At 32.6% G+C, this 24,259-nt stretch carries 18 protein-coding genes; 5 read left to right on the plus strand and 13 right to left on the minus strand.

Annotated features, from left to right (window positions below):
- Positions 1-14: 14 nt before the first annotated feature.
- Positions 15-380 (minus strand): winged helix-turn-helix transcriptional regulator, encoded by a 366-nt coding sequence (locus GSY47_RS09145; protein ID WP_179005866.1) that lies wholly within the window; start codon positions 378-380, stop codon positions 15-17.
- Between the two features lie 81 nt (positions 381-461).
- Here GSY47_RS09145 and GSY47_RS09150 point away from each other — a divergent pair, with 81 nt between their 5' ends.
- The gene (locus GSY47_RS09150; RefSeq protein WP_179005868.1) at positions 462-1,337 is read left to right on the plus strand and encodes an NmrA family NAD(P)-binding protein; all 876 of its coding nucleotides are present in this window, start codon (positions 462-464) and stop codon (positions 1,335-1,337) included.
- Between the two features lie 306 nt (positions 1,338-1,643).
- On the opposite strand, the gene GSY47_RS09155 is transcribed toward GSY47_RS09150, so the two are convergent.
- From GSY47_RS09155 to GSY47_RS09185, 7 genes are all read right to left on the minus strand, one after another.
- A complete protein-coding gene (locus GSY47_RS09155) occupies positions 1,644-2,972 on the minus strand; it encodes a hypothetical protein (protein WP_179005870.1) in 1,329 nt (442 codons plus the stop codon).
- Between the two features lie 37 nt (positions 2,973-3,009).
- Positions 3,010-5,403 carry a TonB-dependent receptor gene (locus tag GSY47_RS09160; protein WP_179005872.1) on the minus strand — a complete coding sequence of 798 codons (2,394 nt, stop codon included), beginning with the start codon at positions 5,401-5,403 and terminating at the stop codon, positions 3,010-3,012.
- A 282-nt stretch (positions 5,404-5,685) separates the two neighbouring features.
- On the minus strand, positions 5,686-6,678 hold the full coding sequence (locus GSY47_RS09165; RefSeq protein WP_179005874.1) for an FAD:protein FMN transferase: 993 nt from the start codon (positions 6,676-6,678) through the stop codon (positions 5,686-5,688).
- Between the two features lie 99 nt (positions 6,679-6,777).
- Positions 6,778-8,961 (minus strand): PepSY domain-containing protein, encoded by a 2,184-nt coding sequence (locus tag GSY47_RS09170; protein WP_179005876.1) that lies wholly within the window; start codon positions 8,959-8,961, stop codon positions 6,778-6,780.
- A 137-nt stretch (positions 8,962-9,098) separates the two neighbouring features.
- Positions 9,099-9,581 carry a DUF2271 domain-containing protein gene (locus tag GSY47_RS09175; protein ID WP_179005877.1) on the minus strand — a complete coding sequence of 161 codons (483 nt, stop codon included), beginning with the start codon at positions 9,579-9,581 and terminating at the stop codon, positions 9,099-9,101.
- 96 nt (positions 9,582-9,677) lie between these two features.
- Complete coding sequence (locus tag GSY47_RS09180) at positions 9,678-11,174, minus strand: ankyrin repeat domain-containing protein (RefSeq protein ID WP_179005879.1); 1,497 nt, start codon at positions 11,172-11,174, stop codon at positions 9,678-9,680.
- Between the two features lie 247 nt (positions 11,175-11,421).
- Positions 11,422-13,134 carry a tetratricopeptide repeat protein gene (locus tag GSY47_RS09185; RefSeq protein ID WP_179005881.1) on the minus strand — a complete coding sequence of 571 codons (1,713 nt, stop codon included), beginning with the start codon at positions 13,132-13,134 and terminating at the stop codon, positions 11,422-11,424.
- Positions 13,135-14,182: 1,048 nt separating this feature from the next.
- Between GSY47_RS09185 and GSY47_RS09190 the strand changes: the two genes are divergently transcribed.
- Positions 14,183-15,157: a ribonucleotide-diphosphate reductase subunit beta gene (locus tag GSY47_RS09190; protein WP_179005883.1), complete on the plus strand. Its 975-nt coding sequence runs from the start codon at positions 14,183-14,185 to the stop codon at positions 15,155-15,157.
- Positions 15,158-15,175: 18 nt separating this feature from the next.
- Complete coding sequence (locus tag GSY47_RS09195) at positions 15,176-16,870, plus strand: ribonucleoside-diphosphate reductase subunit alpha (RefSeq protein WP_179005885.1); 1,695 nt, start codon at positions 15,176-15,178, stop codon at positions 16,868-16,870.
- A gap of 138 nt (positions 16,871-17,008) precedes the next feature.
- Here the strand turns inward: GSY47_RS09195 and GSY47_RS09200 are convergent, their stop codons facing one another.
- The 3 genes from GSY47_RS09200 to ribB all read right to left on the minus strand — a co-directional run bounded on the left by GSY47_RS09200 (position 17,009) and on the right by ribB (position 19,394).
- The gene (locus GSY47_RS09200; RefSeq protein WP_179005887.1) at positions 17,009-17,737 is read right to left on the minus strand and encodes a fatty acid desaturase family protein; all 729 of its coding nucleotides are present in this window, start codon (positions 17,735-17,737) and stop codon (positions 17,009-17,011) included.
- A 420-nt stretch (positions 17,738-18,157) separates the two neighbouring features.
- The gene (locus tag GSY47_RS09205; RefSeq protein ID WP_179005889.1) at positions 18,158-18,730 is read right to left on the minus strand and encodes a Crp/Fnr family transcriptional regulator; all 573 of its coding nucleotides are present in this window, start codon (positions 18,728-18,730) and stop codon (positions 18,158-18,160) included.
- Between the two features lies 1 nt (position 18,731).
- A complete protein-coding gene (gene ribB, locus GSY47_RS09210) occupies positions 18,732-19,394 on the minus strand; it encodes a 3,4-dihydroxy-2-butanone-4-phosphate synthase (protein ID WP_179005891.1) in 663 nt (220 codons plus the stop codon).
- Positions 19,395-19,580: 186 nt separating this feature from the next.
- Here ribB and GSY47_RS09215 point away from each other — a divergent pair, with 186 nt between their 5' ends.
- A complete protein-coding gene (locus GSY47_RS09215; protein ID WP_179005893.1) occupies positions 19,581-21,182 on the plus strand; it encodes a Na+/H+ antiporter in 1,602 nt (533 codons plus the stop codon).
- A gap of 88 nt (positions 21,183-21,270) precedes the next feature.
- Here the strand turns inward: GSY47_RS09215 and GSY47_RS09220 are convergent, their stop codons facing one another.
- The gene (locus tag GSY47_RS09220) at positions 21,271-21,714 is read right to left on the minus strand and encodes a PaaI family thioesterase (RefSeq protein WP_179005895.1); all 444 of its coding nucleotides are present in this window, start codon (positions 21,712-21,714) and stop codon (positions 21,271-21,273) included.
- 134 nt (positions 21,715-21,848) lie between these two features.
- Here GSY47_RS09220 and GSY47_RS09225 point away from each other — a divergent pair, with 134 nt between their 5' ends.
- Positions 21,849-22,265: a winged helix-turn-helix transcriptional regulator gene (locus tag GSY47_RS09225; protein ID WP_179005897.1), complete on the plus strand. Its 417-nt coding sequence runs from the start codon at positions 21,849-21,851 to the stop codon at positions 22,263-22,265.
- Between the two features lie 183 nt (positions 22,266-22,448).
- Here the strand turns inward: GSY47_RS09225 and GSY47_RS09230 are convergent, their stop codons facing one another.
- Positions 22,449-24,221 (minus strand): MutS-related protein, encoded by a 1,773-nt coding sequence (locus GSY47_RS09230; RefSeq protein ID WP_179005899.1) that lies wholly within the window; start codon positions 24,219-24,221, stop codon positions 22,449-22,451.
- Positions 24,222-24,259 lie beyond the last annotated feature (38 nt).

Below are 24,259 nucleotides of genomic sequence, written 5' to 3' on the forward strand. Positions count from 1 at the left end.
AAAGGCGGTGTCTATTAAATAGTATAGACGCCGTCTTTTACTTTAAAAGCCCAAGCAGCCATAGCATCGATTACAGGTAAAAGCCCTTTTCCTGCTTCACTAAGACTATAAGTAACAAAAGGTGGAACCACAGGTTTAGCTTCTCGAATAACCAAACCATCTGTCTCTAATTGTTTCAAATGCTGAATGAGCATCTTTTCGGTCACCGCAGGAATTGCTCTTTTTAGCTCGCTGTACCGTTTATCTCCAGTCGATAAATGATATAAAATAATAGGTTTCCAATACCCTCCAATTTTTTCCATAACAAAAGTCACGGGACATTTTTCCAAGGCATATTGCTTGTTTTCCTGAATTGTAGACGATTCTTTAATTGCTGTCATAATACATACTTTAGGGTAAGTACTTGTATAAAAGTAAGTACAAATATACCTTTGTCTTGTTAAATAAAAAAACATTTAGAGATGAAAATTATAATTTCAGGTTCATTAGGAAATATCGGAAAGCCATTAACGGCTCAATTAGTACAATCAGGTCATGATGTAACGGTTATAAGCAGTAATGCAGATCGAAAATCTGCAATCGAAGCATTGGGTTCAAAAGCAGCGATTGGATCTGTTAGCGATGCTGATTTTCTTGCAGAGACATTTGCCGGTGCGGATGCCCTTTTTGCCATGACACCGCCAAATATGGGAGGTGTAAACATTATTAAAAATACTACCGATGCAGGTGACGCTTTCGCGAAAGCAATACAGCAAGCCAATATAAAAAGAGTAGTAATGTTAAGCAGTATTGGAGCTGATTTACCAACAGGAAACGGACCAATTGCAGGTTTATATAACATTGAGAAAATTTACGAAAAACTAGATACTTCTATTACTTTTTTAAGAGCAGGTTATTTCTATATCAATTTCTTCAACGATATTCCGATGATAAAAGGAGCAGGGATAATGGGAGCTAATTTTCCAGCATCAAATCAAATTCCGTTAGTACATCCAGAAGATATTGCTTGGGCAGCAGTCGAAGAATTACAAAAAACACAAGAAGGCAAAAATGTCCGTTATATTGTTAGCGATGTTAAAACACCTTCGGACATTGTAAAAGCTTTTGGAAATGCTATTGGAAAACCGGAACTTCCTTGGGTTGAATTTACAGACGAACAATATTTTGGAGGAATGACACAAGCGGGAGTTCCAGAAGAAATGGCGGGTTTATATACCGAAATGGGAAGTGGACTAAGAAACGAAACCATTGCATCCGATTTTCTTAAAAATGATGGAAAAGCTGATGGAAAAATCAAACTAGAAGATTTTGCTAAAGAATTTGCTTCAAAATTCTAATTATAAGCTGTTGGTTAAAATTTTTAAACACATAGAAACATTCCCGATAGCTATCGGGATTAAAAAGCATACAAAAGGCGTTTCACTTTTTTAAAAACACATAGCTATGTGTTAAAGCTTGCTTTTTCTATAATCTTAAACGGAAGCAATGAAAGTCTATGTTTCTATGTGTTTAAACAAGATATACTCCCTGTTCATAGTCTATTAAAAAAACATTCCGCTTACTATAAATAGAAGCGGAATGTCTAATTAAAAAAAAACTCAAGTGATGAATTACATACAGTTTGTAATCAAAACTGTATACTTTTAGAATACCCCAATGTAGTGGTTTCCTGGTTTGTTTACTAATTTAGCACCTTTAGTAACTCTTCCTGAAGGAATATCAATTACATAGATGTTTCCGTCTTTTCCAACTGGAGTAACAGCGATATAGAAGTTGTTTCCATCCACAACAAAACCTTGGTATTGACCGAAGTTTAAGTCAGCATCATAAGCGATATCTTCTACTTTTGTAGCTGTTCTAGCGTTTAAGTCTAATCTTGCCAAGAAACCTTGTTCAGTTCCTTCTTGAGCGTAAACTGCATAAGCAATTCCGTTTCCAACATATCTCCACGCATCGATATAAGAACCTTTAATTCCTAAAGCAGTATCTAAGCTAAATACATAAGAATTATCATATTCATTGTTTTGGTTGATTTTTAAGATGTAAGATCCTTTTTGAGTATCTCTTTGAGTAGCTTGGTAAATGTTTCCGTCAGTAGCTACAAAGCTGTTGAAACTTCTGTATCCGCTTGTATCACCAAATCCAACAGTTGAAGTAATTACTTTTGGGTTTTCTAATGATGGATAATCAACCACAACAGATTTTGATCCTAAACGTGTAAAAGATGGTGCATTTTGTCCCGTTGCTGGATCAGTTTTACGCATCCAAGTACCAATGATTAATTTGTTTCCAGCTTTGTTTAATGTTGGAGCATCTAGACGGAAAAAGTGGTGTCCTTGAGCTTCTTCTTCAGCAGTTAGTGGAATTTCGTATTGTTTGTAACCTGAAATTAAAGTTTGCTGCATATCTAAAGCTAATACAGTAGCAACTCCTCTTGTATATTTATATGATTTGTCTTCATTTGTATTTACTACTGGAGCAGTAATATTTACAGCAACACCTGTTTTATCACCATCAAAAAGTTTTACCCATCTTGGCGAAGTTCCAGCATACTGGGAAATATTAACTTTTGCTGTAGATTCTGCAAAATTACTTCCTCCGTTTACTTTGTAAGTCATAAACTCACCGCCGTTTGCACCTGTATAAGTAATGTTAAAAAGAGTGCTTCCATCAACTGAAGATTGTAAACGAGCAGTTCTGCTAGATTGTACAGCTGTACCATTTGCATAAACATCTACAGAAAAATTAGGATCTATTGCATTTTCTTTACTGATTGCATAAACTCTTGTTCCGCCATTTCCATCACCTGGATCTGTCTGCATTAAAGCTCCTGCTACAGTAATCCAACGGCCATCAGTTATTGGATTCACAGGTTCTGAGTTTTTGTTATCGTCACTGCTGCAAGAAGCAGTTAACGCTAATGCACCTAGCAGTAGACCAGATGTAAATAGTTTAAATGTGTTCTTTTTCATATTAGTCGATTTAAAAAATTAGTTATTTAAAATGTGATTAGAATTTATTTATAGCATAGTTCAGTTTGATGAAAAATGCTCTTCCTGGTTTTTGGGCAGCGAAATTGTCGTAAACCTGCTCGTCAAAAATATTTTTAGCATCAAAGCTTACTACAAATTGTTTATTAGGAAAAGCATAGCTTAGACCTAAATCCTGTGGAAACTGAGCTGTCGTTCTGTCAATTTCAAGCCAAGAAGTATAAAATGGAGCCACATAACCGCAATAGTAATATAGATTCAATTCTGATTTGCTTTGAATTACATTTTTAAAATTGTACTGCAGATTACCGTTTACAGTGAAATAAGGCTCATTTGGTAATTGTTTATTGTATAAAGGAAGAATATTTCCGTTTTTATCGTATTTATCCTTGTAAAGTGAATTGAATTTAGAAAGGTTGACGCCAGCAAATAATTTTTCTTTAAACGAATATTGAACCGAAGCCTCAAAACCTACTGATTGTGCTTTTCCTAAATTGACAAATGGAGAAGCTTGAACAGCTTCATTCAGACGGTCACTTATTTGGCGAACAATTTTATCTTCTGTATTTCTCCAGAAAGCATTTCCATATAGATTGAATTTATGATTGTTAATCAAGTAAGGCCCAAGTCTAACGCCAGCATTGATATTGTTACTTTGCTCTGGTCCTAAATTAGCATTACTCAGAATGTTTTCACCTGGAAGTCCAAATATTTCATTTTCAGAAGGCAGTCGAATTGCTTTTTCAGCAGAAAGCATTAGCAGTACTTTTGGCACAATGGCATAAGAACCTGCAAAACCATAACCCGTAAAATTGGTATTTTTAGATGTTGTTTCAACGACCAATGTGCTTTGACCATTTTGATTAGCTAATCTTGGCGTAATTTGCTCGGTTTTTAAATTATAATTTTTAAGGAAAAAGTTACCTTTTAAACGTGATTGAAAAGCCTGCATTTCATAAGCAAGTGAAGATACCGTTTTACTTAAATCACGCGTCGCCATAAAATTACGAACCAGTTCTGGCTGCATTTCGTCAAATTCATTTCGATCTACAGTATAAAACATTCCATTCGCAATGATTTTATGGTTTTCGGTAATGTTATAAGTAAATCCGGCTCTTGTATTAAAAATATCCGATTTTTGATGATTGATTGTTGGAGCTCCCTGCTGAGCACCGGTTACCGATAAAATAGGCTGACCGTACAAGCCTAATGCTCTTTCTCCATTCCAATTGTAATTCCATTTAACTGTATCGTTTACAACATCGTTTCTATGACTGTAAACAGAAATTATAGAGAAGTCAAGTTTCTTTATTAAGAAATCTTTTTTGTTATAATTTAAGCTAAACACATTGGCTGCAGATTCGCTAAAACGTCCTTTATATGGTTTTGTCATATACTGACCGTGCTGAATCTGATTGAAGTCTTCAGAGCCATTATAACTGATAGAGAAATTATCTGCCCATTTTACATCAGTAAAACCTGCTTCAAGTCTGCCTCCGTAAGAGCGATACATACTTTCAAATCGTTTTGCTCTGATGTAATCGTAACGTCCGTTTGGTAAAATATTGTAAACAAATCTTCCCCAAACTTCGTAATCATTATCGGAGTAATTTTGGAAACCATTTGCTTTAACAGTAAAACCAGATTTATCTCTATAAGTAGTACTGAAGTTCGATTGAATAGTATTAAAAGATCCATAAGAAACCGAAGCAGCGATCATATTTTTAGATCCCTTTTTTAGAATCACATTGATCGCTCCTCCCAATGAATCATCTGCCAGATAAGCTGGAACAACACCCTTATAAACTTCTATTCTTTCAATTAAAGCTGGCGGAATACTATTTAAACTGAATGAAGCTCCGTAAGTTTGAATCGGAATTCCATCAATGAAAATTCTAATCGCATTTCCAGACATTCCATTAATATTGTAAGTTACAGCAGAACCTAATCCTCCGTTTTGTCTGATTCTAACACCACCTGAACGATCTAATAAATCGTTGGTCTGAAGATTTCTTTTTGCTGCTTCCTGTGTTTCAATTACATTCACAGCAAAACCTTTCTCCATTATTTCTTTTCTAATAGAAGATTTTTTGATTACAACTTCCTCTAAATCTTTAGGGCCATTTCGATCCAAAGAAATATTAAGTTCTGTATTCGCTTTGTTGATGTTTACTTTTGTAGTTCTTGTCTGGCCTTCCATAGAAGAAGTCTCCAAGATATACTCCCCATATTTTAAGTCTTTAAATTCATAACGACCAAAATCATTTACAATAGCATATTTCTGAGTTCCTTTTATAATAACTGAAGAACCATAAGCTAATTCATTGGTTCCAAATGTCACTTTTCCTGTTAGATTTCCGGTTTGTGACCAAGCTGAAATGGTAAATAAAAATAGTAGTAAAGTTGTTCTCATATTGAGTATTGCGTATAAAGTGCTGCAAACTTATATGATAATTTAAATTTAATCTAAATAAAGCAATTAGAAGATTATTAGAATTGTGAAGATGTTTCTAATGTTATTTTAATATTGAAGAAATATTGATTATGTGTTTGATTATTAGTGGTTTGAAATATGTATTTGATAAAGTATAAAACCATACAAATTATATAAAAACAATTAAGAAAAACTTAAATTACTTATATAACTTATATGGTTTAAAACTTTACGCCTTTGACAGCAAAAATATTGTTTAGATTACAACTTATAAGCAAAGTTTTTAGACTTAACTACTTTTCCTTTATCTGTAATCATAACACAGCTGTATTGCGGGAATTTTTGAAGTAATAATAATCCTTCGGTTTGCCCTAAAACCATCATCGAAGTACTTAATCCGTTGGCAGTTTCGGCGTTTGGGCCTACAACAGTTACACTGCATAAACCTGTTGCAGGATATCCAGTCGCGGGATTTATAATATGAGAATAACGTTTGCCATTAAAAACAACAAACTTTTCATAACTGCCAGAAGTAGTAATAGCGCCATCCTTTAATGGAATTGCCGCTAAAATTTTCTCAGGTTTAAACGGATTGGTAATTCCGATTTTCCAATCGTTTCCGTTAGGTTGTTTCCCCCAAGTGCTCATATCTCCAGAACCATTAATAATTCCGGCTTCAATTCCTTTTTTAATCATCATGGCACGGCATTTATCAGTTGCATAACCTTCGCCTAAAGCGCCAAATCCGATTTTCATTCCTTTTAGTTTTAAGAATATAGTCGATTCTACGCTGTCCAAAATGATATTTCTATAACCCACTTTTTCTACCGATTTTTTTATGGCTTCCGCCGAAGGCATTTCGGTCATTGAACCGTCAAATTTCCAGATTCTGTCCATTGCGGCAAAACTTACATCAAATCCGCCATTGGTAATTTCAGATAGTTTTATGGCTCTTTGGGCTAATTCAAAAACTTCGCGATCTACTTTTATTGGTTTTACACCAGCATTTTGATTCACTTCGGAAACTTGAGAATCAGGTTTCCAATCTGAAATGAGATTTTCAATTCGAGTAATTTCAGCAATGACTTCATTGATATTTTGCTCAGCAGATAACGAGTCTTTTGCGACGATACTAATATCAAATCGTCCGCCCATTAAAAGTGTTGTTCTTTTTCGTAAAACTTGCGAATAGCATGAGAAACTTTGAAGTGTTACAAAAAAAATTAGAAGTTTATATATAATTGATTTTTGCATAAAATCATTTTTTAATTGAATAACGTTCTGATGAAGCAAAATATTTAAATCTAAAATTAAATTCCATCATGCAATCTAAAATCAGAAATTTAAAATTTCTTAATAACAATCCGTTAATAATTGACCATTTTCTTTGTATTCCAAAAGCGTTTTTGTTCCATTAGACAAACATAATTCATCCAAAATAACTTCAACATCTTTCTGCATGGCAAGTGAACCACAGATCATAATAACACCGCCATTTTTTAATAAATTCATAAAAAAGACAGCATCATTTTTAATCAAATCCATTACATAAATATGTTCTGCTTCTCGAGATAAAGCAACATGAAAATGCTCCAAGTGCTCTTTCTGAATCATGATTCCAGCAAATTTTTTATACGCCATCAAAGTAGGAGTAATCATTCTGAAGCCACTGTATAAATGAATTTCTTTCTTTGCTTTATTCTGTTCTATCATTCCTAAAAATGGAGCAATTCCAGTTCCGTTTGAGATTAAAGCTACTTTTTGTGCTTTTTTAGGAAGATGGAATGCAGGGTTTTTTAAAATTTTAGCTTTTATAACATTTCCAGGCTCTAGATTATTCAAATATCCAGAACCGAACCCGTTTGGATGCAATTTCACAACCAATTGAATGTTGCCGGAATGATTTCCAATAGAGTAGAGGCGTTCTCTAGAATCATTGGCAGGATAAATTGCTAATAAATCCCCAGAAGCAAATTTGGTTCTTGAATTGGCACGCAATGTCAATATAAAAGTATGTTCTGTATCAGAAATTGGTGTTTTATCCAAAACCATTAATTTGTCTAATCCTTTTGGAACATGATTGTATAATGATGGAGTTGTCGCTAACGGAATTCCAGTTTTAGCGCTCCATAATTTTACCCATTCTACAAACTCCACAGCCGATTTGTCGTTTACAGTCTGCAAGTCTAAATAACGTTCTGCCCAGTTTTGTTTGGCTAAAAGCTGGTCAATTTCAACAGCAAATCCGCAGAAATCTGGATACGATTTAGAGCCAAAACCAACCACAGAAAAATTGATTTGCTGTTCCTGATTTTGCTTTTCCAGTAATGCTTTGAATTTATTTCCGTTAGAAGGCGCATCTCCCAAACCATGAGTCGAAGAAAAAACAATAATATGTTCTGCCTTTGGATAAGCTGCAAAACGATTTAATTCGGTTATAAAAACTTTATGTCCATGACCAATTAATTGTTTCGAAATGGCATTGGCAAACCTAAAAGAACTTCCGTTTTCAGATCCAACTAAAAGAATAAAAGTGCTTTCGTGTGCTTTAAATTTATTTTTAATTCGGCTTGACCTTCTTTTCAAAGTAATCGCAAAACCAGAATAAATAAAGAACAAAATATTGATACAGGCGATAGCCAAAATTACAGCCCAGATTCCGTTGATTCTTCCGGTATGAAGATCAAGACTTAATGCCGCATATTGAACAGTCATTGGCGAAAGCTTCTCACTAATTACAGCACCTGTAACCTGATTTACTTCAACTTCGCGGTCTTTTAATTCAATGATATAATATTCTTCAGGATCATCTGTAAAAGGAAATTCGATTTTCTTTACATCAGCTAATAAAGTCGTTTTAAAGATTGAAGTGGTTTTGGCTTTCGCCGAAAGTTCAGTCTTAACGGGTTTTGCTTTTTCTTCACCCATAAAAAAGTTGAATCTTTCAAGTGACAAATAAGTTCCCGTTAAAGCAATAATCAAAATCGGGATTAGAGCCAAACGTCCTAAAACAACATGATAATATTGAGCAAAATATTCTTTAACTACTTTAGAAAAGAAGTTGCGAATACCGCGCTGTCTTTTCAATACCAATACAAATCCTGAAAGGGAAATCAGCAGTAAGCAAAATGAGATTACACCAACAAAAAACCTTCCTGCTTCATGAAGAAACAACGAACGGTGAAAACTGGTAATCCATTTAATGAATTCGCTTTTCTTTACTGGAGTTCCTAAAACTTTACCTGTTTTGGGATCAATATAGGCGTTAACATCGTTTCCATTTTCATCAATAGCCTGAAGCGTTACAAATTGATTATAATCAACACTTAATTCTGTAATTTCTGGATAGGCTTTTTTTAGAATTGGAAGCGTTTCTCCCAATGTTATTTTATTAAAATTTTCGGCTTTGTACGGAAGTGTTTTTTCCTGCACTGCATCAACAGCCAAAATAATACCTGTTACCGAAGCCAAAAGCAAAAAAATAGAAGAAAATAAGGCTAAAGCCAAATGTGCGTAACGCCAGAAAGAAAGAGTCATTGCGTGTATTCTAGAATGTAATTAAATGTTTAAAGCTTTGTCAAAATTAGAAACTTTGACAAAGCTTGGATTTTTACTTAAAGTATAAAAGTAGCCTTTATACTTTAACAAGAGGTTAAAAGTAAAATACTAAAGTTTTATATTTTGTTTAATCTTACGTATTTGATGTATCCTTTACCGTCTGTTTTTTCAGCGATACCTTCTGTAGTGAGTGGAATTTCAAGATCGCTCACATAGTATTTCTGATCTTCTACAGCCGATTCAAAACGCAGTTTGTATCCTTTATTGATTTTAGAATTTTCAATTTCGATTGTCGTAACACTGCGGTCTCCGCCTGTAACAGATGCACCTGTTTTAGCGCTGATATCATCATTTTTTTGAGTATGGAATTTGTTCCATTCTTTTAATGATTTGTACCATTTTTTGTCATCGCCCATTACATAAAGTGTTTTTTCGTATTCTCCGTTTGCGTTAACTAAAGAAACTACGATATAAGCACCTTCTCCCATATAATTGTTCATCTGAAGCATGCATTTGTATTTGCTAGACTGTGCATTAGATTGGAAAGAAGCTAAAAAGATAAAAGCACTTGTTAGGGCAATTTTGAATATAGATTTCATGAAATTTATGTTATTTGTTAAGGGTTAAGAGTTATGAGTTGTTATTCGTAAAGTTAAACTTCTAACTTCTAACGAAGAACTCATAACTTTTAAGGACTATTTTAAAAATTCTACAGAGATATTATTTTTTGTAAGCAGCTCATTTTCTTTTGCTAAAGCATAAGCCGTTTCATCAAACTCTGTACTGATGTCTTTTTTTGCACCAGCTTCAACAAGGTATTTCAAAATAGCATCATCTTTTGAAGTCATTGCAGCTCTGTGCAGCGCTGTTAAACCTTCTTTGTTTTTAGCATTAACATCTACTTTTAAATCAGTGATTTTTTTCAAAAGAGATACATCATTTTTGGTAATTGCTAAATGGTATAATGTATTTCCATCTTTTTGTGCAGTTGCTAAATTCAATCCTTTAGCCTGAAGCAATTTTGCTTTTGCGTCAAATGGATCTTCTTTAGGAGTTTCTCTTTCTCTTCCTGCTGGACGATAAGATTGTACTAAATAAACACCTAAATTATTTCCGTCTTTATCTTTTACATTTACGTCAGCACCTTTAGCTAAAAGTAAACTTACAGCTTCTGGCGAACCATTTCTTACTGCATAAGTTAAAGCAGATTCTCCTTTTAAGTTTTGTACATTTATGTTTTTAGCTTTTGAAAGAAAAAGTTCTAAAACAGCCGTTTCTCTTGCCGAAGCAGCTGCCATAATTGGTGTATTACCTTCTTTATCTGCTTTATTTACATCAACACCTTTATCTAAGAAATATTTAATGATTTCCGTCTGATTTGGTTTCCCAGCTAAAATATGCAATACATTTTGTCCTGTTTTGTTTTGAGCAGTTGGTTTGATTTTTACTTCTTCAACCAAATATTTATATGTTTCAATTGGATTAGTTTCTCTACGGCTTCCTTGTGCAGCGATTAAGAGAGCAGTATCAGTTGGCTTAATTCCTTTTTCTAAAAGTTTTTTCAAAAGCGGAATATTTCCAGATCTTGCGGCATATGTAAAAGCCGTATTTCCTTCACTATCTACATCTTTTAATGACATTCCTTTAGTAGCAAAATATTCTGCAGCTTTTAAATCTTTGTCAGAAGCAATAGCTAAAAGTAAAAGATTAGCTCCATTTGCATATTTTTTTGTTGGATTAACACCGGCTTTAAAAAGTGCATCATACATCGCAGGATCTGATTGACCGTTCGAAGCTGCAAAATCTGCTGGAGCTGTACCATGGCTGTCTTCAAAATTAACATCAGAACCTTTAGCAATTAAATATTGAACTAATTCTGTGTTTCCTCTGTAAGCGGCCCAGTGTAAATAAATACGATTATCGTGAGTTGGTTTAGTAATTGAGTTTCCTGGCTGTTCTACTAAAAATTTGATAGTTTCAATAGGGGCGTCATTATTGATGGCTAAAGTTGTAACATCAAAAGCATTTATATTGGCTTCAGCAGGGTTATTTCCTTTTGCTATTTCTGCTTTAACTGTTTCTACTTTTGGAGAAGTCTTCCAAAAAGATTGTTCTAACAGAGTATTTTTTTGCTGTGCACTTGCAAAAAGTGTTGCAGCAAGGGCAAAAGAAACGAAAAAATTCTTTTTCATAATATGCTATTTATGGTTATTGAATTGTACAAGAGTTGATTTACTTCGGGTTATTTTAATCATCTATTTAGAATAATTAAAAATAAAGCAAATGTAGAAATTAATATTCTTAAACCAAGAACAAATTCATGTTAAAAGAGTTTTTTGATACAGTTTTACTAAAAATTAAGAATCAATTAAGCAGATTTTAATTTTTATTTAATGTTACAGCTTTTTTAAAAACAATTTTCATTCAGAATAACTCGAATTAAATAGGATTAAAAAGGGAATCATATTTATCGCCAAGTTTTTTCTTCAAACGTTGTTTTGACTTTTTTACAGCATCGTTTGTAATTCCCAACAGTTCTGCAATTTCGTTATTGCTGAAGTCGAGTTTTTGAAGCAGTAAAATACGTTTATTAGAATCTGTTATCTCTGGGAAATCTTGTTGAATAAGAGCATAAAATTCAGGATATTCTTTCTGAAATTCTCTTCTAAATGCATTCCAATTATTGTCGGTCATTAAATGTGATTCCAATAAGGTACTGAGTTTTCTTTCTCTTTTTTCGATATAAGAAGAAGAAGAGTTTTTGACATTTTCAATAGCCAGTTTAAGGTTCTTTATCTGAATGTTTTTCTCTTTTAGATAGCTAATCTGAGATTTCAGGTTTTCGTGAACTTTAGATAGATTTTCTTCTATTTTTAGTTTTTCTAATTCTAAAGATTTCACTTTCTCTTCATATCTTAAATGTCTGCTTTTATATTGTTTACTGAAATACATAAATACCAGTAAAACTGCAGAAAACAGCATCATAAAAATGATGATATAGAAGTATCTTAAAGTTGTTTCGTATTTAACTGCTTTTTCTGCGTTATCAATATTTTGTTGATATTTTGCCTTTTCAATAAGCCAGTTGGCTTTGTTTATAGCTATGTCACCATCTTCATTTTGAAGGGAATCTTCAATAACAATCATTCGTCTTCTTAAATTCAATTCGTTTTCTGTTGAATCTTGTAATTTTAAAATTTGCAGTTTCAATTTGATAATCTGTAGTTCCGATTTTTTAAAATACGATTTCGAAATAGCGATACTTTCAGCCTTATTTAAAAATGTAAAAGCTTCTTCCAACTGTTTGTCATTTACCAAAACTTCAGCCAATAAAATTGAAGCATACATAGTATTCTGATCGCTTTTATTCTGTTCAGAAATTTGAATATCGTCTTTTAATAATGCAATGGCTTTTTTATAATCGCCTTTTTTCTTACTGATTAAGGCTAAATCGCCAAGTGCTTTGGCGTATCTCACTTCGTCGTGAATTTTTTTGGAAAGCTTTGCCGTTTCGTTCAAATAAAAAGAAGCCATTTTATGATTTCCAATATTGAAATAGTTCATTCCAATGGAGTTCATAATAGAAGCATATTCGGAGGTGTTTTTTGCAGCTGTTTCTTTGGCAAGTCTTAAATAATGTAAAGACTTGTTGTAATCACCAAAGGTGTACAATATCCATCCAATTCTTTTATAAGTTTCAGCAGCAGTTATAATTTGGTTCGCAGCTAAAGGTTCTATTTTTTCTATTAATTCTAATAGAAAAGGAGTAAGCTTGATATAATTTCTATAATAATATAAGTAATTAATATAATTAAGTGTGGACCAGATTTCTAAAGAAATATTTTTTGATGCCTTAGCTTTCTGAATGGAATTAAGATAATACGAATCTGAAGTTTTATTAATGGAATTATAAGCGTTGCTAAATCCGTTTGCCAATAAACCTTGATAAACAACCTGGTATTTTGGATTCTGGTTTAAAGGCAGAAGATAATTTTTTAAGACAATTGTATCAGTCCCAAAATTTTTTTCTTGTCTCAGAATATATTCAATATTGTGAAGATAATTTTTTGAGGAATTGATTTGTAGTTTTTGGGCATTTATAAGTACCGCATGAAGGAATAAAACAATAAAATATATTTTTTTGGCAGACATTAAATTCGTTTTGGCAGATGATATTATTATAATAAAATTCGTGAATAAAATAATGTATTTTTAATAGTGAGACTTTTAAAGTGTTGATTTTATTGATTTTGCGTGATAAAATGTCCCTAATTTGTCCCCTTGTTAAAATGCGTATTTTAGTCGTTAAACTTTACTTTTGTTATGAAATTTTTTAAGGCAAGTTAAATTATTTACTAAAAAAAAATTCAGGTATTAATACCCTATTTCTACAGTTTTAACTTAAGACTTACTAAAGAAAAAAAAAGAACGTTTTTTTCTTTAGTAGATAGACTAGATATAGGTTATGGTTGCAAAAGTTTTCTATGGTTTATAAAAGTTGATAAAAACAATATTTAAGACTTAAAATTAATCTGCCAGATCATAAAAATTTAGTTTCCCAAAAACTAACTAATTGCCCCCAATGTTAAAAGTCTGCTTTTAAAGCAGACTTTTTTGGTTTTATAGACTTACAATTCTAAACGGAAATTTTCTTGTTCTCGACGTTTCTTGACGAAAAATGAATTTTAGATGTTAACAAATCAAAAAACAATTTTTAAATGGCCTGTACAGTAGTTTAAAAATTTTTGATAAAAAAGTTTTTCATGTAACGATCTGTATTAAAAAAGGTTATGATACTTTTTTGTTTTTCGCTATTTAGAATTGTTATTAATAGCTGACGTTTTTTTATTTCAAAACAAGTGGCTGATTTTCCATTTTTATAATCGACCTGTTGATAACTGTTTTTAGTTTCATGCCTAAAAAAATGACTTTTTAATGTTGATAACTTAACATCGATTTTAGGGAAACAGCTAGTTCATTGATAATTACACAAGATTGTTTTCCTGTTGATAAAATTTAGAAAATGACGATTTTTTGTAGTTTTCAAACTGTTGATAATTGATGGGATTTTTAACATCAAAAATTGGACAAGAGAAGAACTGTGGGCTAAATTTGTAATATAGAAAGCACGCTAATACCACTCCCCAAATCACAGCACACGATTTTCTATCATCATTTTGTCACTTAAAACTCTATATATATGTCAATTTTCGATAAAAGAATTAACTATAAACCTTTCGAATATCCTGAGGTTCTGCAATTTACTGAGGCAATTAATAAGGCTTACTGGGTACACACCGAAGTAGATTTTACAGCAGATACGCAAGACTTTCACGCACATTTAAATGAGGCTGAAAAAACGGCAATTAAAAACAGTTTATTAGCAATCGCACAGATTGAGGTAGCCGTAAAAAGTTTTTGGGGTAATATATATGAGCATTTTCCGAAGCCAGAATTCAACGGATTAGGGACAACTTTTGCAGAATGCGAATTTAGACACTCTGAAGCTTATTCTCGTTTGCTGGAAGTTTTAGGTTATAATGATGAATTCGAAAAGTTATTGGATGTTCCTGTAGTTCGCAGACGTGTAGATTATCTTTCAAATGTATTGAAAGACACTAAATCTCAGGACAACAGAAAATATATGGTCTCGCTGATTTTATTCAGTATTCTAATCGAAAATGTTTCATTGTTCAGCCAGTTTGCGATTTTATTGTCTTTTACAAGATTCAAAGGATATATGAAAAATGTAAGCAACATTATTGCATGGACTTCAATCGACGAACAGATTCATGCTAATGGAGGAATTTACATCATCAACAAAATCCGTGAAGAGTTCCCAGAATATTTTGATGTAGAAACTTTGCAATTAATCCGTGAAACGGTTAGAGAATCAATTGATGTTGAAGCGGCTATTCTGGATTGGATTTTTGAAGATGGAGCAATCGAAACGATCAATAAAGAAGAGTTGGTAAACTTTATGAAATTTAGAGTAGACGAAAGTTTAAGACAAATCAATATAGAAACAATTTTTAATGTATCGCCGCAAGATTACGCAGCGATGGCTTGGTTTGAAGAAGAGGTTTTTGCAAACAGTTTAGACGATTTCTTTGCAAAACGTCCAGTAGAATATACGAAACACGATAAAAGCATTACAGCAAACGATCTTTTCTAATACAAGCCCATAATACTTATGAATACAATAGACACAAACCCAGTAAATAATTTTGAACCACAAAATGACAGTAAAATGTGGTGGAAAAATTCAGAAAGCGAACAAATTTTAAATCGTGGTTATCTTTTAAAAGGTGAAACAGTTGAAGGTGCAATTGATAGAATTTGTACCGCAGCAGCCAAAAGATTATACAAACCAGAATTAAAAGAATCTTTTGTTGAAATGATCGAAAGAGGGTGGATGAGTATAAGTTCTCCGGTTTGGGCAAATATGGGAACAGAAAGAGGTCTGCCAATTTCTTGTTTTAACGTTCACGTTCCAGATAAAATTGAAGGAATCACGCATAAATTGGGTGAAGTAATCATGCAGACTAAAATTGGTGGTGGAACTTCTGGTTATTTTGGTGAATTACGTGAACGCGGAAGTGCTGTAACTGACAACGGAAAGAGTAGTGGTGCAGTAAGTTTTATGAAACTTTTTGATACGGCTATGGATACGATTTCACAAGGAGGAGTTCGTCGTGGTGCATTTGCTGCTTATTTGGATGTCGATCATCCGGATATTGAAGAGTTTTTGAAAATTAAAAGTATTGGAAATCCAATTCAGAACTTGTTTACAGGAATTTGCGTGCCAGATTATTGGATGCAGGAAATGATTGATGGTGATGCAGAAAAAAGACAAGTTTGGGCAAAAGTTTTAGAGAGCCGTCAGCAAAAAGGATTGCCTTATATCTTTTTTAGTGACAACGTAAATAAAAATAAACCTCAGGTTTACAAAGATCAGAATCTTAGAATTAATGCGAGTAACTTATGCAGCGAGATCATGCTTCCGTCAACTCATGACGAATCATTTATCTGCTGTCTTTCTTCTATGAATTTAGAGTTATATGAAGAATGGAAAGATACTGAAGCCGTAAAATTGGCTATCTTCTTCTTAGATGCAGTGCTGCAGGAATTCATCGAAAAAACGGAAGGAAACTATTATCTTGCTGCCGCTAATAAATTTGCAAAAAGACACCGCGCATTAGGTTTAGGTGTTTTAGGATGGCATTCTTACTTACAGAAAAATATGATTCCGTTTGAAGGAATGGAAGCTAAAATGAAAACGACTGAGATTTTCAAACATATCAGTGATAAAGCAGATAAAGCAAGTCAAGAATTGGCTAGAATTTACGGAGAACCAGAATTGTTAAAAGGGTATGGAAGACGTAATACAACCACAATGGCAATTGCTCCTACAACTTCGTCTTCTGCAATTTTAGGACAAACTTCGCCAGGAATTGAACCTTTCAGCAGTAATTATTACAAAGCTGGATTGAGCAAAGGTAATTTTATGCGTAAAAATAAATACCTTAAAAAGCTACTGGAAGAAAAAGGCTTAGATAACGAAGAAGTTTGGAGAGGAATTATGCTTAACGGAGGTAGCGTACAGCATATGGAACAACTAACCAAAGAGGAAAAAGATGTCTTTAAAACATTTAAAGAAATCAGTCAGTTGGAAATTGTGCAGCAGGCAGGAATTCGTCAGAAGTTCGTGGATCAAGGACAAAGTTTGAACCTTAATATCCCAGCAGAATTGGCGATTAAAGATGTAAACCGTTTAATGATCGAAGCTTGGCAGCAAGGTGTTAAAAGTTTGTATTACCAAAGAAGCCAAAGTGTTTCTAAAGAATTAGTAACAAGTCTTGTTTCCTGCAGCAGTTGTGAATCATAATAAAAACAAAAGCCGAATCTTATTTTAGATCCGGCTTTTTTATTGGTTTAAAGTTTTACGCAGATTTAAACAGATTTGAGCAGATTTGAGCAGATTTTTAACCAAAAGTGTTTGCGTAGTGTTTGTCATCTTATTTTTCTATTTTACTTTATAAAAAGTAAAGGACTTATCAAATAAAATCCCTCTTATAGTTTTTATCGGATTAGAATTTTTCTCTCGTTTAAATAAACCAATTGTTAACGTAAGCCATGAAAGATTAGGATGTTCGTGATGCACATCGTGGTTTCCAATGCCAAATCCTAAAGGAAACCAGTACGTATTTGTTTTATGTTCTAAAGAAGTGCCCATGTGTTCACACCAGCTTCTTATTGCCGAGATAATATTTAAAACAAAAAGGGTAAGCAGCACAAAATAGATAGGAGGTTTTATAATAAAAAAACAAACAACACTAACACATATTGAAATTGTAAAATAGAATCTGTTGATTTTTAATATGTTGTTGAGTTTTTTAGAATCTTCTCTTTTATTAAAGTCAAAAATTAAATAGAAAGTATATAAGGCAGGAATTGATTCCAGCAGAATATATAAATATCTATATTTTTGATATATTTTTTGGGACATCGGAGAAGCAAGTGGATCTAAATCTGTGTTGGTATATCCGTGATGAATTAAGTGGTATTTTCTATAGTGTTCTCCATAAAAAGGCAAAAAGACTAAAGCTGAACATAAATTTAAAATAAAACGGTCAAATTTAGTTTTGGTTATTGCTTTATGAGATCCCTCATGAACCGTAAGTATTAGAAAAGAATGTACGAGAAGACCAGCTGGTAAAAATGTCCAATAAAATCCTGCTTTATATAAGTACATACAATACCCAATTAAACAAAGCAAAATGAAAGCAAACAAAAAAGTGGTTAGGGGTATTAGCAAAGGATTTTTTCTAAGTTTTTTTTCGATAGAAATTTCTTCTATTAAGTGTTTTTGAATTTTCATTTTTGTTCAAATAAGATCATCTAAATTTTTTTAGCTTAAAATTTTTATGGTATTAAGCAGTAATGCAAACTTAGATTTCCATTTGTCTAACATCGGGTACTATAAGTTTTAAAAATGTAGAAATAAGACATTTGCTCATTTTTCTTTTTGAATAAATAAAATTATCTAAAAAAGTAAACCTGTATAGTGAGCTAAACTACAAAAGAGAAACCCTGTAAATGAATTAGATTTACAGAGTTTATTATTTATTATTTATTATCAATTTGAAATCTAGGATTTGATACGGAAGAACTATCAAACCCTAGACTTCAATCGACTCAAAGTTTCCTGCGAAATATTAATATAAGAAGCTACAATCTTATTAGGAAGTCTTTTCACAATAGCCGGATTAATTTTCAAAAGCTGATTATATCTTTCAAAAGCATCCATCGTGGTAAAAGACATTAATCGGTTGGCATTATTTACATACGCTTTCTCTAAATAGTTGCTGTAAAACTCACGCCATTGCGGAATAATTTTCATTAAATAATTAAAATCGTCATGTGTAATGGTCAGCAATTCAGATTTCTCAATTACTTGAATATTTTCCTGCGAAGGCTTTTTAGTTATAAAACTGACCAAAGCAGTCGCAAACTGATTTTCGAAAGCAATATATCGGGTAACATCTTTTCCTTCTTCATTAATAAAAAAGATCCGAACACAGCCTTTTCCAACAAAAAAAGTCTGCTGGCTGATTTGTCCCTGTGCAAGCAATAACTCATTTTTAGTTTTCTTCAGAGGTTTAAAATAGGAAAGAATCTTATTTAAATCTTCATCAGAAACTTCAATATTTTTTTTGATGTAATTACTTAGCTGTTCGTATATCATTTTATTTATAATCTCGCACGAATTTACGGTAATAGATAATATCTTCAATTGATAAAACTAGTAAATCGTGTCGTTGAGCAAAACTAACAATTTCGTTTAATTTTGCCATTGTTCCATCTTCATTCATTAATTCACAAAGAACGGCTTCGGGTTTTAGATTAGCGAGTTTCATTAAATCGACACTTCCTTCGGTATGACCGTTTCGTTCTAAAACGCCATTATTTTTTGCTCTTAAAGGAAAAATATGTCCAGGTCTTGCTAAATCTTCAGCTTTAGCATTCGAAGCAATTGCAGTTTTGATTGTAGTGATTCGGTCGGCAGCAGAAACTCCTGTGGTTACGCCATTTTTAGCTTCAATTGTAATAGTAAAAGGAGTTTGAAAACTGCTGGTATTGTCTTTTACCATATAGGGAAGTTCCAGTTGATCGGCTTTTTCATTGGTTAAACACAAACAGACAATACCACTGCATTCACGTATCATAAGAGCCATATCGGAAACGTTCATATGTTCGGCAGAAAAAATCAAATCGCCTTCGTTTTCCCGATTTTCGTCATCAATCAGCAGAATTCCTTTTCCGCTTTTAAGTTGTTCTAAAGCATTTTCAACACGGTCTTGGCTTGTAATTCCAAATTGAACCAACGGACTTATTTCTGTATTTATCATTATAATGTATTTTGAAACTTATTAAAAATAGGATTTCAAATGTACAGTTGTACAGCATGTAAAAGTTTGATGTAAGTCAATAAATTGAGTTTTTCTTTTTTTTAATGATATTTTAATTTAGTTAGCAAAAACGTTAATTTAGTGCTCGAAATTTCAATTCCAAAATCGATAAACACCGCCTTTTAAATGGAGAATATTACCGTTATTATAATGCTGCTTTTTGGTGTAGCATTTTTAAGTCTAGTTAGTAAAAGATATAATTTTCCGATACCTATTGTTTTAGTGCTTTGCGGTGTAATTATTAGTGTCGTGCCGGGACTTCCGGTTGTTGCGCTAAGCCCTGAAATTGTTTTTATTATTTTCCTACCGCCTCTTTTGTATCATGCTGCATGGCATACGAGTTGGTCTGATTTTAAACAATCTATCCGTCCGATAACTTTAGCAGCTGTTGGTTTGGTGTTTTTTACTACTGGATTAGTTGCTGTTGTGGCGCATTGGCTTATAGATGATATTTCTTGGCCGTTAGCCTTTTTACTTGGTGCTATCGTTTCGCCTCCAGATGCAGTTTCAGCAACTGCGATTACAAAAGGATTAGGATTAAATCCAAGATTAATTGCCATTTTGGAAGGAGAAAGTCTGGTTAACGATGCCAGCGGTCTTGTAGCTTATAAATATGCTTTAACTGCTATTACAGCTGGAAATTTTGTTTTATGGCAGGCAGGATTGAATTTTGTTTTAATGTCTATTCTAGGTATTGGAATTGGTTTAGCGATTGGTTTTGTTATGTACTATATTCATAAAAGATTTGTTTGCGATGACATTATTGAGGTAACACTTACGCTGCTAACGCCATTTTCATCTTATTTGCTTGCGGAACATTTTCATGGATCAGGAGTTTTGGCAGTCGTAACTACTGGACTTTTTCTAGCAGCGAGATCAGGGACTATTTTTTCTCACGAAAGCCGGATTATGACCAATACGATATGGGATGTTTTAAATAATATTCTAAACGGTTTGATCTTTATTTTAATTGGATTGCAGTTAAGACAGATTATGGAAGGAATCAGCAGTTATTCTGGAACTTCATTATTTATTTGGGGAGCTGTTATTAGCGTTGTCGTCATTGTTGTGCGTTTTTTGTGGGTTGTTCCCGCTACGATTTTGCCAAGAATGCTCAGCAAACGAATACGAGCCAAAGAAGAATTTGATTACCGAAACATGATTGTTTTTGGTTGGTCGGGAATGCGTGGTGTGGTTTCTATGGCAGCTGCTTTGGCGCTTCCGCTAATGTTGAATAAAACAGAAGAATTCCCCCTTCGTAATCTGATTATTTACCTTGTTTTTTGTGTGATATTATCCACTTTAGTTATTCAAGGACTTACACTTCCTTGGCTGATTAAAAAGCTAAAAATTGAACGTTATTCTATTTTAGCAGAAGAATATGATATTCGAAACAAAATTGTTTCTGAAACGATAACGCATATCGAAGATAATTTTTCTTTATTGGATGATGAATTATTGCACAACATTAAAAGTAAGTATGAAGTAAAATTTAACCGACTGCAAAAAACGGAACTTCCTGCTAACTTTTTTGGAAATGGAAAAGTATTAGGCGGACAGATTTTTAATGAGTTTACCAGAGTACAAATTGATCTTTTGAATGTGGAGCGAAATAAACTGGAAACCATGCATAAAAAAGGTTCTGTAAACGAAGAAATTTTTAGAAAAATCGAAAAAGAACTGGATTTAGAAGAAACCCGCTTGTGGATGGAAATGTACGAAGAATAAAGTTTTTGAAATTCCAAATCTTAAAATTCAAATTCCAAAATAGGGCTTTGTCAAAGTTTTAAACTTTGACAAAGCTTTTTCTTTTTAATTAAACAGGAATCTTAACCTCGCTTAACGCTAAGTTTGCACTTGCTTGAGCCATAATTTTAGCAGTATTTTTATTGATTACTTCTGCTTTAATATTGATAATCGTTTTTCCCAATTTCGCCAAAGTAGTTCTTACAATAACGGTTTGCGATTCGAATGCAGGATTAAAATAATCAATGTATAAATTGATTGTCGGATAAAACTTTTCGAGGCCTAAAACCATGAAATTTACACCAATGCAATCATCTATCATTCCGGCTGTAACGCCACCGTGAAGCATACCAACTGGATTCGTCATTTCTTTTCTGACTTCAAATTCGAATTCAACATTTTCTTTTTCAACGGCAATCACTTTTCCGTTTAACCAATGTGCAAAAGGAGAAGGGCTTCCCGTAAAATGTTTACCAATATAACTCTGCAGAAATTCTAGTCTTTTATTGTCCATTTTGATTAATTTTAAATTTATTAGATTTCTATAATTTTGGTTTGTTTGATATTATTAAATAAATTTGCTTGCAAATTGCAAGTGCAAAGATATTTATTACTTGTATATTGCAAGTGATTTTTTAAACTATTTTTATGGCGAGTTCAAAAAAGAGATCAGAATGCCCAATAAGTACATCCTTAGAAATTTGGGGAGATAAATGGTCGTTGTTGATAATCAGGGATTTGATGTTTAAAAAACAATGTACATACGGAGATTTTCTAAAATCGGAAGAGAAAATAGCAACCAATATTCTGGCCAGCAGACTTTTAGTTTTAGAAGAAAACAATATAATTGTTAAACTGGAACATCCAGAAAGCAAAGCAAAAGTACTGTATCGATTAACAGAAAAAGGAATTGAGCTGTTTCCTGTTTTGGTAGAAATCAGTTTGTGGGCAGAGAAGTATTATGATATTCCGAAAGAACGAGAAAGTATTATTGCTAAAGCCAAAAACAATAAGACTGAGTTTATAGCAAAGGGAATACAGAAAATGAAGGAAGGCTTGAATTAAAAGTTGTCAATAGATTTGTTTTAATCTAGCATGGGCTTAAAGTTGGGTTTCACGCAGATTTAAAATGATTTAAGCAGATTCCCCAGATTTTTAATCGAAATAAATCTGCTAAAATCTGCGTAATCTGCGTGAAATAAAATCTTTTGAGCATAACTCATAACTCATAACTCATAACTTTTACCCTTAAATAACGCCCATTTTCTGCATCAAAAATGTAGCACTTTTATTTTTACAAATACCATTTCTTAGTTTGTAATCAAAGTGCAAATCGTTGTTTTGAATTTCAACTTCAAAACATTGATTGGTTAAAATATCAGGATATTCGTTTGTTGTCAAGCATACTTCAATATCATGTGTGGCGATTGCTCCGATAGCTTTTTTAGAAATTATCTTTTTGACAACTTCAATCGTTCCGTTTCTTTTATCGTCAGAATTTGTTCCTCTTAAAATCTCATCTAATAAAACAAAAGCAGACTGATTTTCAAGTGCATCCATGATCTGTTTTAAACGTTTAATTTCAGCAAAAAAGTAAGACTCACTATCAGAAAGAGAATCAGATAATCGCATTGAAACTAATACTGGAAGTGGATGTATTTTAGCTTCTGAAGCACAAACAACTGAGCCAATTCCACCAAGCACCATATTGATTCCTAAACTTCTTAAAAAGGTACTTTTCCCCGACATATTAGAACCCGTCAGAATTACGAAAGAAAGCGGATGAAAATTAGTATCATTTCCAATTCTCGTCGCAGGATTTAATAATGGATGACTTAGGTTTTTGAATTCAATTTTATATTCAGAATTGATTTCTGGGAAAACAAAATCAGCATTATTGTAAGCTAAATTGGCAAGGCTGCTTAAAGCTTCAATTTCGCCAATAATAGAAATCCAATGCTCAATTTCAGAAGAATAATTTTCTTTCCATTTTAAAAGCGCTTTTAAAACATGTAGGTTAAATAAAAACGTTCCGTTGAATAAAGTTGCAGTTACAAAATTACTGATCGTATCCATTCTTGAAAACAACTCTGAAAGCTGTTTCAAATGCTGGCTTGCTTTTGCATTCTTAAAGACAAGCTGTTCTTGCAAACGAATTAACTTTTTGGATTGAAAAGATTCATTCTCAATTTTCTCAATCAATAAACTGTATTGTTTTATGATTTTATCGACATTATCTGCTTTTGCAATTTCTGATTGAATTCTTTTTACAGCTCTTCCTAATACAATTAAATTGGCTATAAAAATGTAAGTTAGATAGGAGAGAATAATGGTTTTTGAAGTAATAAAATAAGCTGCTAGAAAAACAAAAAATAGTGTTGGCAGGATAAATGAAAGTGCATTTAATACTTTAGGTAAAGAATTGTTTTTAAAAGAAGCCCAATACTTTATAGCTTCATAAGATGTTTTAGAATCTTGACTGATGATACCTAAAGCTTGAAATTCCTGTCGCCAGTCCAGTTTATCTTTTAATTCCTTTACAGCTTCTTGATTTTCTAAAATTTCAGTTTCAGAAAGTGTATGCAACAAGAGATTGGCAAGTGTTTTTTTTCCAATAAATGTCGATGTTCTATTTAGATTTTGAAATAAAGAATGTTCGCCAAAAATATCTAAATCATAAGCGTAAGGATGATGAAAATCGATAAATTCCACTCCATTTTCAAAAGACGTTTTTTCTCTTTTTAAGAAAGTAATTTCGTTTCGATTAATTTTTAGAAGTGTATCAGCAAGCAGTTTCTGAAATGATAAGCGCGAATGTATTTTCATTAAAAAAATAAAACCAGCAAAAGATAAAACAGCTAGAAGAACATAAAGTATTTCGTCTGTTTTAATGTAATGGAACATAAAAAACAATAAAAGAAAAATACTTAACAACCTCAAAAGGCTTACGCTGTTATATTTTTTGTTGGTTTTATGATATAGTTCTGAATAAATTTCGATTTTGTCCTGATATGCTTTCATTGTATTATTTTACTGAAATACAAATATAACTTTTAAGA

This window comes from Flavobacterium quisquiliarum (assembly GCF_019308285.1).
Lineage (GTDB): Bacteria > Bacteroidota > Bacteroidia > Flavobacteriales > Flavobacteriaceae > Flavobacterium > Flavobacterium quisquiliarum.

Coding starts and splice junctions, on each gene's coding strand:
- GSY47_RS09145 (WP_179005866.1), bottom strand. CDS start 380: ATGACAGCAATTAAAGAATCGTCTACAATTCAGGAAAACAAGCAATAT.
- GSY47_RS09150 (WP_179005868.1), top strand. CDS start 462: ATGAAAATTATAATTTCAGGTTCATTAGGAAATATCGGAAAGCCATTA.
- GSY47_RS09155 (WP_179005870.1), bottom strand. CDS start 2,972: ATGAAAAAGAACACATTTAAACTATTTACATCTGGTCTACTGCTAGGT.
- GSY47_RS09160 (WP_179005872.1), bottom strand. CDS start 5,403: ATGAGAACAACTTTACTACTATTTTTATTTACCATTTCAGCTTGGTCA.
- GSY47_RS09165 (WP_179005874.1), bottom strand. CDS start 6,678: ATGCAAAAATCAATTATATATAAACTTCTAATTTTTTTTGTAACACTT.
- GSY47_RS09170 (WP_179005876.1), bottom strand. CDS start 8,961: ATGACTCTTTCTTTCTGGCGTTACGCACATTTGGCTTTAGCCTTATTT.
- GSY47_RS09175 (WP_179005877.1), bottom strand. CDS start 9,581: ATGAAATCTATATTCAAAATTGCCCTAACAAGTGCTTTTATCTTTTTA.
- GSY47_RS09180 (WP_179005879.1), bottom strand. CDS start 11,174: ATGAAAAAGAATTTTTTCGTTTCTTTTGCCCTTGCTGCAACACTTTTT.
- GSY47_RS09185 (WP_179005881.1), bottom strand. CDS start 13,134: ATGTCTGCCAAAAAAATATATTTTATTGTTTTATTCCTTCATGCGGTA.
- GSY47_RS09190 (WP_179005883.1), top strand. CDS start 14,183: ATGTCAATTTTCGATAAAAGAATTAACTATAAACCTTTCGAATATCCT.
- GSY47_RS09195 (WP_179005885.1), top strand. CDS start 15,176: ATGAATACAATAGACACAAACCCAGTAAATAATTTTGAACCACAAAAT.
- GSY47_RS09200 (WP_179005887.1), bottom strand. CDS start 17,737: ATGTACTTATATAAAGCAGGATTTTATTGGACATTTTTACCAGCTGGT.
- GSY47_RS09205 (WP_179005889.1), bottom strand. CDS start 18,730: ATGATATACGAACAGCTAAGTAATTACATCAAAAAAAATATTGAAGTT.
- ribB (WP_179005891.1), bottom strand. CDS start 19,394: ATGATAAATACAGAAATAAGTCCGTTGGTTCAATTTGGAATTACAAGC.
- GSY47_RS09215 (WP_179005893.1), top strand. CDS start 19,581: ATGGAGAATATTACCGTTATTATAATGCTGCTTTTTGGTGTAGCATTT.
- GSY47_RS09220 (WP_179005895.1), bottom strand. CDS start 21,714: ATGGACAATAAAAGACTAGAATTTCTGCAGAGTTATATTGGTAAACAT.
- GSY47_RS09225 (WP_179005897.1), top strand. CDS start 21,849: ATGGCGAGTTCAAAAAAGAGATCAGAATGCCCAATAAGTACATCCTTA.
- GSY47_RS09230 (WP_179005899.1), bottom strand. CDS start 24,221: ATGAAAGCATATCAGGACAAAATCGAAATTTATTCAGAACTATATCAT.